A 14216-nucleotide genomic window follows, 5' to 3' on the forward strand; every position below is an offset into this window, starting at 1 on the left:
ATCGCCGGCACCAAGTTTGCGCGAATGAGGACAAGTGTTATGGGTAAGAATGTCGTAGTCCTGGGCACCCAATGGGGTGATGAGGGCAAAGGCAAGATCGTTGATCTGCTGACCGAACATGCTGCCGCCGTAGTGCGCTACCAAGGTGGCCACAATGCTGGCCACACCCTGGTCATCGATGGCGAAAAAACCGTCTTGCACCTGATTCCGTCGGGCGTCCTGCGCGAAGGCGTGCAGTGCCTGATCGGTAACGGCGTGGTGGTTGCACCTGACGCCCTGCTGCGTGAAATCACCAAGCTGGAAGAGAAAGGCGTACCGGTGCGTGAGCGCCTGCGTATCAGCCCGTCCTGCCCGCTGATCCTGTCCTTCCACGTAGCGCTGGACCAGGCCCGTGAAAAGGCCCGTGGCGAGCTGAAGATCGGCACCACCGGTCGCGGCATCGGCCCTGCGTACGAAGACAAAGTGGCGCGTCGTGGCCTGCGTGTGGGCGACCTGCTGAACATGCCGCGTTTTGCAGACAAGCTGCGTGAACTGGTGGAATACCACAACTTCATGTTGGTTGGTTACTACAAAGAGCCGGCCATCGACTTCGAAACCACCCTGGCCGAGTGCAAGGAATACGCCGAGCTGCTCAAGCCGCTGATGCTGGACGTGACTGCCGAGCTGCACGACCTGCGACGCGCCGGCAAAGACATCATGTTCGAAGGCGCCCAAGGTTCGTTGCTCGACATCGACCACGGCACCTACCCGTACGTGACCAGCTCCAACACCACCGCCGGTGGCGTTGCTACTGGTTCGGGCGTTGGTCCTATGTTCCTGGACTACATCCTGGGCATCACCAAGGCTTACACCACTCGCGTAGGTTCGGGTCCGTTCCCGACTGAGCTGTTCGACGAAGTCGGTGCGCACCTGGCCAAGCAAGGTCACGAGTTTGGCGCGACCACTGGCCGTGCCCGTCGTTGTGGTTGGTTTGACGCCGTTATCCTGCGTCGCGCAATCGATGTGAACAGCATTTCGGGCATCTGCCTGACCAAGCTGGACGTGCTCGACGGTCTGGAAGCCATCAACATCTGCGTCGGCTACAAAGACGCAGAAGGCAAGGACGTTGCTCCGACCGACGCTGACAGCTACGTAGGCCTGCAGCCTGTGTACGAAGAAGTGCCGGGTTGGACCGAATCGACCGTGGGCGCCAAAACCCTGGAAGAACTGCCAGCCAACGCGCGTGCTTACATCAAACGCGTTGAAGAACTGATCGGCGCGCCGATTGACATTATTTCGACGGGCCCGGACCGCAACGAGACCATCGTTCTGCGTCACCCGTTCGCTTAATAAGCTGTTGATGTAAAAAGTAAAGGGCTCCTTCGGGAGCCCTTTTTTATTGGCGCCAGGCAAACGGCACGACCCTTGCTATGGTTCTCTCTTTCGCGGTGCTATCAAATTAATGGCACCCGTGGTGGAGGGATTTCCAGTGTCTGCCGTTCTCTCATTGTTACAAAGCCGGCTGTTGCGGCCGGTGTTCGTTACCCTCGGTATCGCTCTTTTGGTGCAAGTGCTGGTGGCTGTCGCTCTGACGAGGAGCACGGTCACTGCATTGGAAGCTGATTTGGGCAATCGCTTGGGTGTCGACAGCCAGAAACTTTCCGGTGAACTGGCGCAAGCCGGCAAGGAAGTCACCTCGAGTCTGGACAGCCTGTCTTCCAGTACCCGCCAGCGTCTGACCGCAGGGCTTTCCACGCGACTGCAGGAAGAGCAGAAGCAATTACGTGCGACCCTGGAAAAAGACCTGCAAGACTCCGCCAATGATATGGCGCAACTGCTGGCCTCGGTGGCGCCGCGCGCCATGTGGGACAGCGACGTGCCGACCTTGTCGGAGTTTGCCCGGCGTGCCCAGCGCAATCCCAACGTACTGTTCGTGGTCTACGACGACGCGGCCGGTGAGCATCTGACCCGTTATCTCAACCGTGACAACCCGATCAACCAGGAACTGCTGGCGAAAGGGCAGGGCGACCGCGCCCTGGATAAGGTGCTGGACGCCGCCAAGGCTGATCCTGCCGTTTACTACGTAGAGGCCTCCATCAGCCCCAACGGCGTCGAGATCGGCAAAGTGCGCATGGGGGTTTCGACGGCGTCCGTAGAGGCCGATCTGCAGGCGCTCGATAAACGCTTTGCCGCGCTGATCGCCAGCGGCGATCAGTTGGTGGGTGACAGTCTCAAAGGGGCTGCGGCCGACAGTGCTTCAGCCATGGGCGCACGCCTGCAATCGGCGCAAGCTACCGCGACCCAGATGACTGCCAACACCACCAGCGCTGTACAGGAGGCCGCCGGCACCCTGCGCTGGCGTATCGGCATGGGGCTCGCACTGGTGGGGTTCGGCGTATTGCTGCTGATCGCTATCGTGTTGGGGCGCCGAGTGGTCAATCGCCTGAAGCTGCTGATTGCGGCCATGGATGACTTGGCGGCGGGCGAGGGCGACCTCACCAAGCGCGTGCAGATCAACAGCAAGGATGAAATCGGCGACATGGCTTCGGCGGTCAATCGCTTTGTGGATAAATTGCAGCCGATCGTACGTGAGGCGGGGGATGTGGCCCAGCGTACTGGCGTGGAAATCGGCGCCATGACCTTGCGCAATGCCGGTGCCGACAAAGCGGCCGGTTTGCAGCGCGATGAAGTGGCTGAGAGCTTGCGTGCGCTGTCGCAAATGGCAGACGAGGCCCAGGCCGAAAGCCACGCGATGCAAGCGGCGTTGCAGCAAGTGGTGGAAATCCGCCAGGCAACGGACGAAAACTCGCGCACTTCGGCGGAAGTCGGCAGCTTGATCGAAGCGTTGGCGGGGCAGGTGCAGGCGGGGTCTCAGGTTATTGAGCGCCTGGCGCAGCAAAGCGAACAAATTGAAGTGGTGCTGACGGTGATTCACGGCATTGCCGAGCAAACCAACTTGCTGGCGCTTAACGCCGCGATCGAAGCTGCGCGTGCCGGTGAGACCGGGCGTGGCTTCGCGGTCGTGGCTGACGAGGTGCGTGCCCTGGCCAGCAAAACCCAGAGCTCCACGGGTGATATCCAGGCGCATATCGTGGCGTTGCAGCAGGGCGCACGTGAGGCGGTGGAAACCATCGGCAAGGCGGGGCGTCAGGCGAGCGAAGGCTTGCTGGTGCTGCGCGACAGCGTGCGCCTGCAGCAGACGGTGCAGGCTTCGGTGGAACAGGTGCATGCGGCCATTGGCTTGGCGACGCGTGCGGCTGAGCATCAGGCCCAGGGCGCGCATGCGGTGCGGGGGCGGGTCGAAGTGATTCACGCCCAGGCCGAGCGCGCTGCGCAGGCGGTGGTGGAGACCACGGCCAGCGGCAAGGTGCTGGATGGGTTGGCGGCGCAGTTGAAGGCGAGCCTGGGGCAGTTCAGGGCTTGATGTCGCCTGGGAGAACCCTTTCGCGAGCAAGCCCGCTTCCACATTTGAAACGCATTCCAATGTGGGAGCGGGCTTGCTCGCGAAAGCTATTTCAGCGGCTCAGATACATCCGCGTCGTCAGCAGATACACCGGCAACCCCGACACCAGAATCAACAGCGCCGCATAGGGCGCGGCTGCCGCGAACTCCACATTCGAGGTATGCGCCCACACGGCGGTGGCCAGGGTGTTCAGCCCGGTCGGGCTGAGCAGTAAGGTCGCCGTCAATTCCTTCATCGCATCCAGAAACACCAGCGCAAACGCGGCACCCAACGCCGGGAAAATGATCGGCAAGGTCACCCGGCAAAACGCGCTGAACGACGACGCGCCCAGTGTGCGCGCAGCCTCTTCCAGCTGCGGCGCGGCCTTGTTCAAGGCGGTGCGAATCGGCGCCTGTGCCAGCGGCAGGAACAACAGCGCGTAAGCGATCAGCAACAACACCGACGTCTGGTACAGCGCCGGCACATAATGCAGTGCGAAATACACCAGCGTCAGCGCGATCACCAGGCCGGGCAGGGCATGCAGCAAATAAGGCAGGCGTTCGGCCCAGATCGCCAGCCGGCCTTTGTAGCGCACCACCAGCAGGCCCACCGGCACCGCCAGCATCAGGCAAAGCGCAGCGCCACCCAGTGACAGTGTCAGGGAGGACAGCAGCGCCTCGCCGATTTCCGCCACGGGAAACGCCGCTGACGAACCTACCGCCAACCAGTAGCCGAGCATCCCCAAAGGAATGCCGCTGCCAATGATCGCCAGCGCCAGGCAATAGAGTTGACCGAGCGGCGCCCATTTACCCAATTGAACCTGTTCAGCATGGCGCGCCGCGCCCTGGCCGATGCGCACATGCCGGCCCTTGCCGCGTACGCGCAGCTCCAGCCACAGCAGCGTCAGGCACATCACCAGCAACACCGCCGAGAGCATCGCGGCATTGGCATTGCTGAATTCCAGTTCGAATTGTTGATAGATGGCCGTGGTGAACGTCTGCAGGCCGATGATCGACAGCGCGCCGAACTCCACCAGCATATGCAGGGCGATCAGCAGCGCACCCGCAAGGAGTGAGGGCCACAGCAAAGGCAGGGTAATACGGAAAAACACCCCCCAACGATTCAGTCCCAGGGTGCGGGCCGACTCTTCAAGGGATGGGTCAAGATTGCGCAGGGTCGCCGCCACCGGCAGAAACACCAGCGGGTATTTGGACAGGGTCATTACCAGGATCGCCCCGCCCAGCCCTTCGAAGTTGGCGCTCAGCGACACCCAGGTAAAGCTGCTGACAAACGCCGGCACCGCAAACGGCAGGCACAGGATCACGCCCCAGATGCGCCGGCCCGGCAGGTTGCTGCGTTCCAGCAGCCAAGCCAGGGACAGGCCGATTACGCCGCAGGCCAGCGTCACGCCAATCATCAGCGCCAGGGTGTTGCGCAGCAGGCCGAATACATAGGGCCGCCACAGCAGATGCACCGCCTCTGCCCAGCCGGCCTGCCAGGCCTTGGTGCCGACATACAGCAGCGGCAACAGGCTCAGGCCCACCAGAAACAGCACGGGGAGCAACAGCCAGATCGAGGGGCGCTTGCGGCGCGGGCGCAAACCCCCGCGCAAGGCGGGGGCGGTTAGCGATGGGTTCATCAGTTCAAGCCAACCTCACGTTCCAGTTCCAGGGCTTCTTCAGCGTTACCCAGGTCGGCCGGGGTGACTTTCGGCGGTTGCAGCTCGCTGAAAGGCTTGAGGCCACGGTTGGATTCCATGCCCTTGCGCAGCGGGTATTCCGCCGAGGTATTGGTGATGACGCGCTGGCCTTCTTCGCTGGTCATGAACGCCAGTAGTTGCTGGGCTTCTTTGGGGTGTTTGCTGGATTTCAGTGCGGCAGCGGAAGACACGGTAATCAGGCCGCCGGCGTCACCATCGGTGAAGTAATGCAGTTGTGAATCCAGGTTGGTTTTTTCTTTCTTGAGGGCAAACCAGTAGTAGTTGTTCACCAGTACGGTGGCCACTTCGCCATTTTCCACGGCTTTAAGGGCGACCATGTTGTTGCTGTACACCTTGCCGAAGGCGCGCAGGCCGGTCAGCCATTCTTCAGCGGCTTCGCGACCGTGCAGTTTGATAATCGCCACGGCTTGTTCCTGGAACGCGCCGCTGGTAGGTACAAAGCCGACTTTGCCTTGCCACTCGGGGCCGGCGAAATCCAGTACCGATTTAGGCAGGTCTTTTTCAGCAATCAGTTTCGGGTTGAACGCGACGACGCGGGTGCGTGCGGTCACGCCCATCCAGTCAGCGTTTTTGCCGACATAGTCTTTGGGTAATACGTCGAGGGTGCTGGCGTCGATCTTCGCCAGCAGGCCTTGCTCGCCGAGTTTGTTCAGCGGCGGCGACTCTTCGGTGTAGATCACGTCTGCGGGGGAGCGGTTGCCTTCTTCGACGATCTGGCTGGCCAACTGGTTGCTGCTGCCTTTGCGCACATTGACGTGAATGCCGGTCTTGGCTTCGAAGGCCTTGGCGAGTTGATCGCCGACTTCTTTGTGTTGGCCGTTGTACAAGGTCAGTGACACTTTGTCGGCGGAGTAGGCAGTTGGCGAGAGCAGGGTCAGGCCAAGCAGGGTGAGGGTCAGGCCACGCAGAAGGGATGTCTTGAGACGGGTATTGCGTATGGTCATCCGAAGCTTTCCTCGTATAAGTGCAACAAATCATTGCCGATTTGTATGAGCAGGATAAACGATAAAACTTCTCAAGTGCGGATGAGGGGCAAATCACTGGGGAAGTTTTCAAACCCCGGAAACGAAAAAACCCGCTTTCGCGGGTTTGATCTGAATTTGGTGCCCAGGAGAAGACTCGAACTTCCACGACCTTGCGATCACCAGCACCTGAAGCTGGCGTGTCTACCAATTTCACCACCTGGGCATTATCAACAACGCTTGCGCCGTTGATGGAGCGAACTATACGGAGGGCTTTTTGATCTGTAAACCCCTGATATCAAAAATATAAATCTATATTCTCGTTAAAAATCAAAGGGCTGAAACGCAAAAACCCGCTTTCGCGGGTTTTTGGAGACTCAAGGCGTAACCTTGAGTTTGAAATTGGTGCCCAGGAGAAGACTCGAACTTCCACGACCTTGCGATCACCAGCACCTGAAGCTGGCGTGTCTACCAATTTCACCACCTGGGCAGCATCAACAACGTTGCCGTCGTCGATGGCGCGCACTATACGGAGCGGATTTTAAGCTGTAAAGCCCTGCTATGAAAAAAGCCTGGAAAATTTCGCCAATGGTCGTGCAAGGTGTGCGCCAGGGGCTACAAAGGGCTTTTAAAGGCTTGTTGACGTCTGAAATTTCCCGTTTCAATACGCGTATGCCAAACTAACCCGCATATAGACAAGGTGAAAACTCTCTAATGGCCGATTGGCAGTCCCTCGATCCCGAGGCCGCTCGTGAAGCGGAAAAATATGAAAACCCTATTCCTAGCCGCGAACTGATCCTGGCGCATCTCGCCGATCGTGGTTCGCCTGCTAGCCGCGAGCAGCTGGTTGAAGAATTCGGTCTGACCACCGAAGACCAGCTCGAAGCCCTGCGCCGCCGTTTGCGTGCCATGGAGCGCGACGCTCAACTGATCTACACCCGCCGTGGTACCTACGCGCCGGTGGATAAGCTCGACCTGATCCTCGGCCGCATTGCCGGCCACCGTGATGGTTTCGGCTTCCTGATCCCGGACGACGGCAGCGACGACCTGTTCATGAGCCCGGCGCAAATGCGCCTGGTGTTCGATGGCGACCGTGCGCTGGCGCGCGTTTCCGGCCTGGACCGTCGTGGTCGCCGTGAAGGTGTGATCGTCGAAGTGGTGTCGCGTGCCCACGAGTCTATCGTCGGCCGTTACTTCGAAGAGGGCGGTATTGGCTTTGTTGTGCCCGATAACCCCAAGGTCCAGCAGGAAGTGCTGATTACCCCGGGTCGTAACGGCGCCGCCAAGGTCGGCCAGTTCGTCGAGGTGAAAATCACCCATTGGCCAACTGCGCGTTTCCAACCGCAGGGCGATATCGTTGAGGTGGTCGGCAACTACATGGCGCCGGGCATGGAAATCGACGTTGCGTTGCGCACCTACGATATTCCTCACGTCTGGCCTGAGGCTGTGCTCAAAGAAGCCGCCAAGCTCAAGCCGGAAGTGGAAGAGAAGGACAAAGAAAAACGCATCGATCTGCGCCATCTGCCGTTCGTCACTATTGACGGCGAAGATGCCCGCGACTTCGATGATGCGGTCTACTGCGAAGCCAAACCTGGCAAGTTGCGCCTGTTCTCCGGCGGCTGGAAGCTGTTCGTCGCGATTGCCGACGTGTCCAGCTATGTGCAGATCGGTTCGGCCCTGGACAACGAAGCCCAGGTGCGCGGCAACTCGGTGTACTTCCCTGAGCGCGTGATTCCGATGCTGCCTGAGCAGCTGTCCAACGGCTTGTGCTCCCTGAACCCGAAAGTCGACCGTTTGGCCATGGTGTGCGAGATGACCATCTCGAAAACCGGCGAAATGACGGACTACCAGTTCTACGAAGCGGTGATCCATTCCCAGGCGCGCCTGACCTACAACAAGGTCAGCACCATCCTGGAACAGCCGAAGACCAGCGAAGCTAAAGCGCTGCGCGGTGAGTACGGCCATGTCGTGCCGCACCTCAAGCAGCTTTACGCGTTGTACAAGGTGCTGTTGGGCGCTCGTCACGTGCGTGGCGCGATCGACTTTGAAACGCAGGAAACCCGAATTGTCTTCGGTTCCGAGCGCAAGATCGCCGCAATCACCCCGACCACGCGTAACGATGCGCACAAGCTGATCGAGGAATGCATGCTGGCGGCCAACGTGGCCACTGCGGAATTCCTGAAAAAGCACGAGATTCCTGCGCTGTACCGGGTGCATGACGGCCCGCCGCCGGAGCGCCTGGAGAAGCTGCGCGCGTTCCTCGGTGAGCTCGGTTTGTCCCTGCACAAAGGCAAGGATGGCCCGACGCCGAAGGACTACCAGGCACTGCTCGCGAGCATCAAGGACCGTCCGGATTACCACGTGATCCAGACCGTAATGCTGCGCTCCCTGAGCCAGGCGGTGTACAGCGCTGATAACCAGGGCCACTTCGGCCTGAATTACGAAGCGTACACCCACTTCACTTCGCCGATTCGTCGTTACCCGGACCTGCTCACGCACCGCGCGATCCGCAGTGTGATCCATTCCAAGCAGAACACCCCGCACGTCAAGCGCGCCGGTGCCATGACCATTCCGAAAGCACGGATTTATCCGTACGACGAGGCGGCCCTGGAACAGCTGGGCGAGCAGTGCTCCATGAGCGAGCGCCGTGCCGATGAAGCCACTCGCGACGTAGTGAACTGGCTGAAGTGCGAGTTCATGAAAGACCGCGTGGGCGAGTCGTTCCCAGGCGTCATTACGGCCGTGACGGGTTTTGGTCTGTTCGTTGAGCTGACTGACATTTACGTCGAAGGCTTGGTGCACGTCACCGCGTTGCCGGGTGACTACTACCACTTTGACCCTGTGCATCACCGCCTGGCGGGCGAGCGTACCGGTCGCAGCTTCCGTTTGGGCGATACCGTGGAAGTGCAGGTCATGCGCGTCGACCTTGACGAGCGCAAGATCGACTTCGGTATGCCTGACAAGCCCGTCGAGCCGACTGGCCGTAAAAAACGTGGCAGCGAAACCGCAGCGCCGGCCGCCAAAGGTAAGGCGGCGCCTGCCAAAGCAGTGGCCGTCGAGGCTGAGCCAGCCAAGGCTGGCCGTCGTTCGTCGGCCAAGGACAAGGCCCCCGAAGCCTACCGCCCAAGCGACGCTGCGGCGAAAAACGCCGAGTTGCGTCGCAGCCGCGAGTTGAAGCAGCAGTTGCTCAGCGAAGCCAAAAGCGGTGGTAAAGCGGCGTCTGGGGGAAAGTCCCAGGGGGCCGAAAAGCCGTCGAGCAAACCGAGTAAACACCGTAAAGGCCCGCCAAAAGCGGGTTCGGCTCCCGCGAAAAGCGGCGGGTCGCGCAAACCTAAGGCCAAGTCATGAGTCTGGAAAAAATCTACGGCGTGCACGCCGTAGAAGCACTGCTGCGTCACCACCCCAAGCGCGTCAAGCAAGTGTGGTTGGCAGAAGGTCGCAGCGAGCCGCGCGTACAAGCGCTGGTCGAGCTGGCGACCCAGAATAAAGTTGCCATCGGCCAAGCCGAGCGTCGTGAAATGGACGTGTGGGTAGAAGGTGTTCACCAAGGCGTGGTGGCGGACGTAAGTCCGAGCCAGGTCTGGGGCGAGGCCATGCTCGACGAACTGCTCGACCGTACCGAAGGTGCGCCGCTGCTGCTGGTGCTGGACGGCGTGACCGACCCGCACAACCTCGGCGCTTGCCTGCGTTCGGCAGATGCTGCCGGTGCGCTGGCGGTGATTGTGCCGAAAGACAAGTCGGCCACCCTGACGCCGGTCGTGCGCAAGGTTGCCTGCGGCGCGGCGGAAGTGATTCCGCTGGTGGCCGTGACCAACCTGGCGCGCACCCTGGAGAAACTCCAGCAGCGCGGCCTGTGGGTCGTGGGTACGGCAGGCGAGGCCGAGGTCAGCCTTTATGACCAGGACCTCACCGGCCCGACCATCCTGATCATGGGGGCTGAAGGCAAGGGCATGCGTCGCCTCACCCGTGAGCACTGCGATTACCTGGTGAAGTTGCCGATGGCCGGTAGCGTCAGCAGCCTCAACGTGTCGGTTGCCACCGGCGTGTGCCTGTTTGAAGCCCAGCGCCAGCGCGGTGCCAAGGCCAAGAGCAAGAAGTAACCCGATCAAAAATGTGCGGGCGGGCTTATATGGGAGCCGGGCTTGCCTGCGATAGCGTCACCTCAGTCTCGCTGAAAGACTGAGGTGCCTGCATCGCGGGCAAGCCCGGTTCCCACATAAGACCCTCGCACATTTTTTTGGGCTGAATGGGTGATTGTTCAAATAATCACCAATCACCTTGCGCCGTTTCTCCCCCTTCTCTACAATTGCGCCCCTTGCCTTCATGGCAGGCACGGATGTGCCTCCCTTTGGCAAGATCCATAAGTGTCATTCACTCCTTGTCTGACCGTTTTTGAGCGGCAGGCTACAACCCGTAAGGAGCATTCATGCGTCATTACGAAATCATCTTTTTGGTCCACCCGGATCAAAGCGAGCAAGTCGGCGGCATGGTTGAGCGTTACACCAAGCTGATCGAAGAAGACGGCGGCAAAATCCACCGTCTGGAAGATTGGGGCCGTCGTCAACTGGCCTACGCAATCAACAATGTTCACAAGGCTCACTACGTGATGCTGAACGTTGAGTGCACTGGCAAGGCCCTGGCCGAGCTGGAAGACAACTTCCGCTACAACGATGCAGTGATCCGTAACCTGGTCATCCGTCGCGAAGAAGCCGTTACCGGCCAATCCGAGATGCTCAAGGCTGAAGAAAACCGCAGTGAGCGCCGTGAGCGTCGCGACCGTCCTGAGCACGAAGGCGCCGAAAGCGCTGATAGTGATGACAGCGACAACAGCGATAACGCTGACGAGTAATCCACGGACCTTTTAAGGAGCCTATCAAATGGCACGTTTCTTCCGTCGTCGTAAATTCTGCCGCTTCACCGCTGAAGACGTGAAAGAGATCGATTACAAAGATCTCAACACTCTGAAAGCTTACGTATCCGAGACCGGCAAAATCGTTCCAAGCCGTATCACCGGTACCAAAGCACGTTATCAGCGTCAGCTGGCCACCGCTATCAAGCGCGCCCGCTTCCTGGCCCTGCTGGCCTACACCGACAGCCACGGCCGCTGAGACCGGGCAGTCGACAAGTAGTAAGGGATTGAATGCATGCGCGCCTTAGCTGAGTTCATCATGCGCGGTCGCGTGCAGGCCACTCTGGTAGTGGCTGGATGTGCGGCATTGCCGTTGCTTTATTGGTTGGGTGCTGCCGCAGGTTGCCTAGTGCTGCTGCGGCGCGGTTTGAAGGACGCCCTTGGCGTCCTTGCCCTGGGATTGTTGCCGGCCTTGATCTGGTGGCTGCAATTTGGTGATCCGCGGGTACTTTTGGTACTGCTGGGGTCATCGAGCCTTGCGTTGGTTTTACGCGCAAGTGAGTCCTGGGTCCGTACGCTGCTGGTCAGCGTGGCATTGGGGTTGGTGTACTCAGTGATGCTTGGCGCGGCTTTCCGCCCGCAAATCGAGGCGCTGTCGCAGGAAATCGTCAAGATCCTGCCGATGGCCCTCGGGGATCTCTACCAGCAGTTGTCGGTAGATGAGCGAGCGCGGTTTGCGTCACTGATTGCCCCGGTCCTGACCGGCCTGATTGCGGCATTGTTGCAGGTCGTCAGCGTGCTGAGCCTGATTCTTGGGCGTTATTGGCAGGCGTTGTTGTACAACCCGGGTGGTTTTGGTCGCGAGTTTCGCAGTATCAGAATCCCTGCGGGGCCGGCGATGTTGCTGCTGGCGTGCATGGTTGTCGGGCCGAACTTCGGTCCACAGATGGCCTTGCTGGCGCCGATTTGCAGCGTACCGCTGGTGTTTGCCGGGCTGGCCCTGATTCATGGGCTGGTTGCGCGAAAGCGTCTGGCCAAGTTTTGGCTGGTGGGGTTGTACGTAACGCTGTTGCTGTTCATGCAGCTGATCTATCCGTTACTCGTGGTTTTGGCCATTGTCGACGGCCTGATTGATTTTCGCGGTCGTCTGGCGTCGAAAGACGCCGATAACGCGAACGGTGAAGGTTAAAAGTTAGAGGATTTTCACATGCAACTGATCCTTCTGGAAAAAGTCGCCAACCTGGGCAACCTGGGCGACAAAGTGAACGTTAAGGCCGGCTACGGTCGTAACTACCTGCTGCCATACGGCAAAGCCACCGCTGCAACCGCTGCCAACCTGGCTGCGTTTGAAGAGCGTCGTGCTGAGCTGGAAAAAGCAGCAGCAGACAAAAAAGCTTCGGCCGAAACTCGCGCTGCCCAACTGGCTGAGCTGGAAGTGACTATCACTGCCACCGCCGGTGACGAAGGCAAGCTGTTCGGTTCGATCGGCACCCACGACATCGCTGATGCACTGACCGCCTCCGGCGTTGAAGTGCAGAAGAGCGAAGTTCGTCTGCCGAACGGCACCATCCGCAACGTAGGCGAATTCGACGTAGCCGTGCACCTGCACGCCGAAGTTGAAGCCACCGTACGCGTTGTCGTGGTAGCAGCTTAAGCAGCACCTAACTGACTGGCACCTCGCGTGTCAGCCAGTTAACATCGGGCACGATCCTGTTTACAGGTCGTGCCTTTTGTTTTTCTACAACCCCCTAATTCCAAGTGGCCATGAACGATATTTCAGCTCCTGAGCAATACGATCTGCAAACCGCTGCCCTGAAGGTGCCGCCGCATTCCATCGAGGCCGAACAGGCCGTGCTCGGTGGCTTGATGCTGGATAACAACGCCTGGGAACGCGTGCTGGATCAAGTCTCGGACGGTGATTTCTATCGCCATGACCACCGCCTGATCTTCCGCGCCATCGCCAAGTTGGCCGACCAGAACTCGCCGATCGACGTGGTGACCCTGGCCGAGCAATTGGACAAGGAAGGCCAGACCTCCCAGGTCGGCGGTCTGGGCTACCTGGGTGAACTGGCGAAAAATACGCCGTCCGTCGCCAACATCAAGGCCTATGCCCAGATCGTTCGCGAGCGCGCCACCCTGCGCCAGTTGATCGGCATCAGCACCGAAATCGCCGACAGTGCCTTCAACCCCGAAGGCCGCACCGCCGCCGAGATCCTCGACGAAGCCGAACGCCAGATCTTCCAGATCGCCGAAGCGCGGCCGAAAACCGGTGGCCCGGTCAGCGTCAACGACCTGCTGACCAAGGCCATCGACCGCATCGACACGCTGTTCAACACCGACAACGCCATCACCGGGATTTCCACCGGTTACACCGACCTCGACGAGAAGACCAGCGGCCTGCAGCCGTCTGACCTGATCATCGTCGCCGGCCGTCCATCCATGGGTAAAACCACCTTTGCGATGAACCTGGTGGAAAACGCCGTGTTGCGCAGCGACAAGACCGTGCTGGTGTACTCCCTCGAGATGCCAGGCGAATCGCTGATCATGCGTATGCTCTCGTCCCTGGGCCGTATCGACCAGACCAAGGTCCGTGCCGGTCGCCTGGAAGACGACGACTGGCCGCGCCTGACCTCGGCGGTCAACCTGCTCAACGATCGCAAGTTGTTCATCGATGACACCGCCGGTATCAGCCCATCGGAGATGCGTGCGCGTACGCGCCGGCTGGTGCGTGAGCACGGCGACATCGCCCTGATCATGATCGACTACCTGCAGCTGATGCAGATTCCGGGTTCCAGCGGCGACAACCGGACCAACGAGATTTCCGAGATTTCCCGGTCCCTCAAGGCCCTGGCCAAGGAATTCAATTGCCCGGTGGTGGCACTGTCCCAGCTCAACCGTTCCCTGGAACAGCGCCCCAACAAGCGCCCGGTGAACTCCGACCTTCGGGAATCCGGAGCGATCGAGCAGGATGCTGACGTGATCATGTTTGTGTACCGGGACGAGGTGTACCACCCCGAGACTGAGCACAAAGGCATTGCCGAGATCATTATCGGTAAGCAGCGGAACGGCCCGATTGGCTTTATCCGCCTGGCGTTCATCGGTAAATACACGCGCTTCGAAAACCTCGCGCCGGGTAGCTATAACTTCGACGACGACGAGTAGGTCTCAGCGCCTGTCAGGGCCTCAGCGCAATTCCGACCATTACCGTCGGAATTGGTCAAAATTTGTGCTATATTCCGCGCCCGCGATTTTTCATCTCAACAC

Annotated in this window: 11 protein-coding genes, 2 tRNA genes and 1 pseudogene; 10 read left to right on the forward strand and 4 right to left on the reverse strand. The window is 59.9% G+C overall.

Going from position 1 to position 14216, the window contains the following annotated elements; genetic code table 11:
* The first annotated feature begins 39 nt into the window (after positions 1-39).
* The 3 genes and pseudogenes from A7D21_RS01160 (at position 40) to A7D21_RS36530 (ending at position 3403) form a co-directional block, all read left to right on the forward strand.
* Positions 40-1329: an adenylosuccinate synthase gene (locus tag A7D21_RS01160; protein WP_053254053.1), complete on the forward strand. Its 1290-nt coding sequence runs from the start codon at positions 40-42 to the stop codon at positions 1327-1329.
* 1114 nt (positions 1330-2443) lie between these two features.
* Positions 2444-2497 (forward strand): annotated as a pseudogene (locus A7D21_RS36525) (hypothetical protein); the annotation flags it as partial.
* Between the two features lie 201 nt (positions 2498-2698).
* Positions 2699-3403, forward strand: a complete 705-nt coding sequence (locus A7D21_RS36530) for a methyl-accepting chemotaxis protein (protein WP_371850831.1) — start codon at positions 2699-2701, stop codon at positions 3401-3403.
* Between the two features lie 91 nt (positions 3404-3494).
* Here the strand turns inward: A7D21_RS36530 and A7D21_RS01170 are convergent, their stop codons facing one another.
* The 4 genes from A7D21_RS01170 to A7D21_RS01185 all read right to left on the reverse strand — a co-directional run bounded on the left by A7D21_RS01170 (position 3495) and on the right by A7D21_RS01185 (position 6593).
* On the reverse strand, positions 3495-5060 hold the full coding sequence (locus A7D21_RS01170) for an iron ABC transporter permease (RefSeq protein ID WP_069550895.1): 1566 nt from the start codon (positions 5058-5060) through the stop codon (positions 3495-3497).
* A complete protein-coding gene (locus A7D21_RS01175; RefSeq protein ID WP_069550896.1) occupies positions 5060-6085 on the reverse strand; it encodes an extracellular solute-binding protein in 1026 nt (341 codons plus the stop codon). The genes A7D21_RS01170 and A7D21_RS01175 overlap by 1 nt, the downstream gene beginning before the upstream one ends.
* A gap of 157 nt (positions 6086-6242) precedes the next feature.
* Positions 6243-6329: transfer RNA gene (locus tag A7D21_RS01180), tRNA-Leu, on the reverse strand.
* 177 nt (positions 6330-6506) lie between these two features.
* Positions 6507-6593, reverse strand: a tRNA-Leu gene (locus A7D21_RS01185).
* 224 nt (positions 6594-6817) lie between these two features.
* Here A7D21_RS01185 and rnr point away from each other — a divergent pair.
* From rnr to dnaB, 7 genes are all read left to right on the forward strand, one after another.
* Complete coding sequence (gene rnr, locus A7D21_RS01190) at positions 6818-9451, forward strand: ribonuclease R (protein ID WP_069550897.1); 2634 nt, start codon at positions 6818-6820, stop codon at positions 9449-9451.
* A complete protein-coding gene (rlmB, locus tag A7D21_RS01195) occupies positions 9448-10203 on the forward strand; it encodes a 23S rRNA (guanosine(2251)-2'-O)-methyltransferase RlmB (RefSeq protein ID WP_053254058.1) in 756 nt (251 codons plus the stop codon). Before rnr ends, rlmB begins: the two co-directional genes overlap by 4 nt.
* 326 nt (positions 10204-10529) lie before the next feature.
* On the forward strand, positions 10530-10952 hold the full coding sequence (gene rpsF / locus A7D21_RS01200; RefSeq protein ID WP_003217491.1) for a 30S ribosomal protein S6: 423 nt from the start codon (positions 10530-10532) through the stop codon (positions 10950-10952).
* A 28-nt stretch (positions 10953-10980) separates the two neighbouring features.
* Positions 10981-11211 (forward strand): 30S ribosomal protein S18, encoded by a 231-nt coding sequence (gene rpsR, locus A7D21_RS01205; RefSeq protein WP_002551829.1) that lies wholly within the window; start codon positions 10981-10983, stop codon positions 11209-11211.
* 36 nt (positions 11212-11247) lie between these two features.
* Positions 11248-12141 (forward strand): hypothetical protein, encoded by an 894-nt coding sequence (locus A7D21_RS01210; protein ID WP_053254059.1) that lies wholly within the window; start codon positions 11248-11250, stop codon positions 12139-12141.
* An 18-nt stretch (positions 12142-12159) separates the two neighbouring features.
* On the forward strand, positions 12160-12606 hold the full coding sequence (gene rplI, locus A7D21_RS01215) for a 50S ribosomal protein L9 (RefSeq protein WP_003171376.1): 447 nt from the start codon (positions 12160-12162) through the stop codon (positions 12604-12606).
* A 110-nt stretch (positions 12607-12716) separates the two neighbouring features.
* Positions 12717-14114, forward strand: a complete 1398-nt coding sequence (gene dnaB / locus A7D21_RS01220; RefSeq protein ID WP_017526410.1) for a replicative DNA helicase — start codon at positions 12717-12719, stop codon at positions 14112-14114.
* Positions 14115-14216 lie beyond the last annotated feature (102 nt).

The sequence above is a fragment of the Pseudomonas sp. AP19 genome (assembly GCF_001728855.1).
Lineage (GTDB): Bacteria > Pseudomonadota > Gammaproteobacteria > Pseudomonadales > Pseudomonadaceae > Aquipseudomonas > Aquipseudomonas fluorescens.

Excerpts from the sequence above, each read along its gene's own strand:
- A7D21_RS01170 (WP_069550895.1), bottom strand. The coding sequence starts at position 5,060 with ATGAACCCATCGCTAACCGCCCCCGCCTTGCGCGGGGGTTTGCGCCCG.
- rplI (WP_003171376.1), top strand. The coding sequence starts at position 12,160 with ATGCAACTGATCCTTCTGGAAAAAGTCGCCAACCTGGGCAACCTGGGC.
- A7D21_RS36530 (WP_371850831.1), top strand. The coding sequence starts at position 2,699 with ATGGCAGACGAGGCCCAGGCCGAAAGCCACGCGATGCAAGCGGCGTTG.
- rpsF (WP_003217491.1), top strand. The coding sequence starts at position 10,530 with ATGCGTCATTACGAAATCATCTTTTTGGTCCACCCGGATCAAAGCGAG.
- A7D21_RS01160 (WP_053254053.1), top strand. The coding sequence starts at position 40 with ATGGGTAAGAATGTCGTAGTCCTGGGCACCCAATGGGGTGATGAGGGC.
- dnaB (WP_017526410.1), top strand. The coding sequence starts at position 12,717 with ATGAACGATATTTCAGCTCCTGAGCAATACGATCTGCAAACCGCTGCC.
- A7D21_RS01210 (WP_053254059.1), top strand. The coding sequence starts at position 11,248 with ATGCGCGCCTTAGCTGAGTTCATCATGCGCGGTCGCGTGCAGGCCACT.
- rnr (WP_069550897.1), top strand. The coding sequence starts at position 6,818 with ATGGCCGATTGGCAGTCCCTCGATCCCGAGGCCGCTCGTGAAGCGGAA.
- rlmB (WP_053254058.1), top strand. The coding sequence starts at position 9,448 with ATGAGTCTGGAAAAAATCTACGGCGTGCACGCCGTAGAAGCACTGCTG.
- rpsR (WP_002551829.1), top strand. The coding sequence starts at position 10,981 with ATGGCACGTTTCTTCCGTCGTCGTAAATTCTGCCGCTTCACCGCTGAA.
- A7D21_RS01175 (WP_069550896.1), bottom strand. The coding sequence starts at position 6,085 with ATGACCATACGCAATACCCGTCTCAAGACATCCCTTCTGCGTGGCCTG.